At 61.6% G+C, this 3,671-nt stretch carries 3 protein-coding genes; 1 reads left to right on the top strand and 2 read right to left on the bottom strand.

Features of this window, described 5'->3' with window-relative positions; all coding sequences use genetic code 11:
• Positions 1–243: 243 nt before the first annotated feature.
• Entirely contained in the window at positions 244–978 is a 735-nt protein-coding gene (locus JN524_RS14095; protein WP_134785888.1) for a thioesterase II family protein, read from the bottom strand.
• A gap of 132 nt (positions 979–1,110) precedes the next feature.
• Between JN524_RS14095 and JN524_RS14090 the strand changes: the two genes are divergently transcribed.
• Positions 1,111–2,244, top strand: a complete 1,134-nt coding sequence (locus tag JN524_RS14090) for a cupin-like domain-containing protein (protein WP_202369699.1) — start codon at positions 1,111–1,113, stop codon at positions 2,242–2,244.
• Positions 2,245–2,421: 177 nt separating this feature from the next.
• Here the strand turns inward: JN524_RS14090 and JN524_RS14085 are convergent, their stop codons facing one another.
• Positions 2,422–3,594 (bottom strand): MFS transporter, encoded by a 1,173-nt coding sequence (locus JN524_RS14085; protein WP_097087672.1) that lies wholly within the window; start codon positions 3,592–3,594, stop codon positions 2,422–2,424.
• Between the last annotated feature and the right edge of the window lie 77 nt (positions 3,595–3,671).

Raw genomic sequence — 3,671 nt, 5'->3', positions numbered from 1 at the left:
TTCTCAGCATCCGGATCAGTAGGCAGGAAGCACAAAGGCACGTCGTCCCTATAAAACGAATGCAGACCGGAAAAATTAGCGAATGAGAACAACTGTCAGGCGGGAGGTACAGCGGGGAATTTCAGATCTGCAAAATACCCTGTGGGAGCCAGCTTGCTCGCGAAGGCGGTATGTCTGCCAATACAGATGTTGACTGACATTGCGTCTTCGCGAGCAAGCTCGCTCCCACAGGTTCTGGGGCGTTCAGGCGATTGCGGCCATGATATGCCGACGATGATGCCCTTCCAGTTGATCCTTGATCACCTTGAGCACTTTGGCCTCATGCTCATGAATGAAAAAGTGCCCGCCGGCGAGCATGTCCACTGAAAAGCTGCCACGGGTTTCCTTGCTCCAGCCGATCAGTTGTTCGGTGGTCGCGCGATCCGCCTTGCCGCCCAGTACATGCACCGGGCAGTTGAGCAAGGGTCGCGACAACGGCTCGAATTTGCCGCAGAGCAGAAAATCGGCGCGCAGGATCGGCAGGGTCAGGCTCATCAGTTCGGCATTGGCCAGCACTTCTTCGCTGGTGCCGTTGAGCGTGCGCAATTGATCGATGAGCTCGGCGTCGGTTTTCGGCTCGGCAAAACCGCGATCGTAATCGGCGCGCATCGTCGGCGCCGCCGTGCCCGAGGCAAACAGCGCCACCGGTTCCGGACAGCCCAATGCGCGCAGCGCGTGAGCGATTTCGCAGGCCAGCAGCGCGCCCAGGCTATGGCCGAACAACGCATACGGCGCTTTGAGATTCGGCCGCAATTCCTTGGCCAGTTGCATCGCCAGCGCACGCATATCCGTGTGCAGCGGCTCGTCGAAACGTGCACCGCGCCCCGGCAGTTCCACCGGTTGCAGTTGCAGCCATTGCGGCAGTTTTGGCCGCCAGCGGCTATAGACCATGGCGCTGGCGCCGGAGTACGGCAGGCACAGCAGGGTCAGCTTGTTCACCCGGCTTTCCTCGAAAAATTTGTCTGTAGAGATAAACGGATTACGCCCCCGGCAAATTAGTCGCGCGCCGGTAAATTGCGCCAACAGGCGCTCGTTAACTGTTCAGGCCAAAACCAATAACGAGGATTCACCGTGGACCTGCAGAGCATCCTGGGCAAGTTGTTCGCCAACGCCGGTGCCGTCGGCATCGAAGGCGTGTTCCAATTCGTGTTTGGCCCGCAGCAGGCCTACTGGTCCGAGGTCAAGGCCAGCAGTCGCACCGCGCCCGGACGCCATCCCAGCCCCGACGTGACCATTGAAGTCGCCGAGAGTGATTTTCTCGGGATCATGGGCGGCCGAGTCAATGTCGAAGAACTGTTCGCCAGCGGACGCCTGAAAATCGGCGGTAACATGGGCCTGGCGACGCTGCTGCCGCAGATCATCGAGCATGCGATGCACGGTGGCGCCGTGGCGCAAAAGGTCGACATGAACAAGCGCTACCCGACCCCGCCACGCTTCAGTGAAAAACTCACCGCCGGCCTGCCGGTGCAGACCCGCATCGAGCGCCATGCGCGCAATGATTTGTCGGTCAGCGAATTCAAAAGCAAGTATTTGCCCAACGGCATCCCGGTGGTGATCAGCAATGCCCTGCACGACTGGCCTCTGTTCAAGCTCAGTCGCGAAGAATCGCTGGTGCATTTCGCTGAACTGCAGGGAATCACCCGCCACGGCGATTACGTGAAGAAGACCTTTTCCACCGAACGTGATTTCCGCTCGACGTCGATGGCCGAGTTCATTGCCTCGCTGGATCAACCGGCAGTCAAACGGGCTGACGGCGAACCACCGGCCTACATGGGCAACAACATCCTGCCGGCGCAATTGCTGCAGCAGATCAAGTACCCGCCCTACTTCGATGCTTCGCTGTTCATCCCGCCACGCATCTGGATCGGCCCCAAAGGCACGCTGACACCGCTGCACCGCGACGACACCGACAACTTGTTTGCGCAGGTCTGGGGCCAGAAGCAGTTCACCCTCGCCGCCCCGCATCACCGTGAGGCGCTGGGCACCTGGTCGACAGCGCCAAAGGGTGGCCTGGATGGCTGCGACTTCAACCCCGACGCGCCGGACTACGAGCGCTTTCCTGCGGCACGCGATGTGACATTCCTGCGCGTGACGCTGGAGGCCGGGGATCTGCTGTTTCTGCCGGAGGGCTGGTTCCATCAGGTGGAATCGGTGTCGACGTCACTGTCGGTGAATTTCTGGGTGAATTCGGGCCGGGGTTGGTAACCCATTCGCTGCCTGTATGGATAACTCTGTGGCGAGGGGATTTATCCCCGATCGACTGCGCAGCAGTCGCAAACTCCCGGCAAGGTACTTCTGAAGGAAAGCGCTGGCTGGATTTGGGGCTGCTTCGCGGCCCATCGGGGATAAATCCCCTCACCACAACAGCTCATCAATGCCGGGTTATTTCAGGTGCCGATAACTCTGAAACGCCGACGCCAACACCACCGCCCCCGCCATAATCGCCAGCCAGAATCCGCTGCGGGCGCCAAACGCATCCACCAGAGCGCCCGAGCCGGCCGCGCCGATCGCCACGCCGATGCTCAACCCCGTCACCAGCCAGGTCAGGCCTTCGGTCAGTTTGGCCGGCGGCACGATGCGCTCGATCAACGCCATGGCAACAATCAGCGTCGGCGAGAAGAACAATCCCGCGACAAACACCGCCAGCGACAAACCGAAAATATTGCTCGCCAACAACAGCGGCAGCGTGGTCACCGCCGTCGCCACCCCACCGTAGAGAAACAGACGCGGCAACGGCAGTTTCGAACGCATCGCGCCAAACGCAATCCCGGCCAGGCACGAGCCGATGGCGTACACCGACAACACGATGCTCGCCGCCGCCGGTTGGCCCTGCTGCTGGGCGAAGGCGACGCTGACCACATCGACGACGCCAACGATAACGCCCATGGCGAGCATCAATGCCAGCAGCCATTGCACGTCGGTCGAGCGAATGATCGAACCCTGATGCTGTGATTCCTGCGGGTGCACCGCCGGTTCGGTGCTGCGCTGGGCGACAAACGCCGTCACCCCGATCGCCAGCGCCAACAGCGCGGCCAACGGCCCGGCCTCGGGAAACGCCACCACGCACAAGCCCACCGACAGCGGCGGGCCGACGATGAAACAGACTTCATCGAGCACCGATTCCAGCGCATAGGCAGTCTGCAATTGCGGCTGGCCGCGATAGATCTCGGTCCAGCGCGCGCGCACCATCGCCGACATGCTCGGCATGCAACCGGCCAGCGCGGCGAAGATGAACAGTGTCCAGGTCGGCGCCTGCAAACGCGTGCACAGCAGCAACATCAGCAGCGCCCCGCCACCGATCAATGCCGACAGCGGCAGCACTTTGCCCTGGCCGAAACGATCCACCAGACGCGAGACCTGCGGCGCACAAAACGCCGTGGCCAGGGCAAACGTCGCCGCCACCGCACCGGCCAGCGCGTAACCGCCCTTGAGTTGCGAGAGCATGGTGATCACGCCGATGCCGGTCATGGAAATCGGCATGCGCGCGATCATCCCGGCCAGAACAAAGGCACGGGCGCCGGGGGCGGTGAATAATTCGCGGTAGGGGTTTGCCATGGGTACAGCCTCATCAGGGGCCGCCAAGTTGCCATAGGGCCGAGTGACGTGGAAGCGAGGAATTGTTGGTGGAATGT

It is taken from the genome of Pseudomonas sp. MWU318, assembly GCF_016756945.1.
GTDB lineage: Bacteria > Pseudomonadota > Gammaproteobacteria > Pseudomonadales > Pseudomonadaceae > Aquipseudomonas > Aquipseudomonas putida_A.
The sequence above is the reverse complement of the archived record's forward strand: the minus strand, read 5'-3'. Positions and strand labels throughout refer to the sequence as shown.

Bases quoted from the DNA above. Each gene is read 5' to 3' on its own strand.
- JN524_RS14085 (WP_097087672.1), bottom strand. From the start codon at position 3,594: ATGGCAAACCCCTACCGCGAATTATTCACCGCCCCCGGCGCCCGTGCC.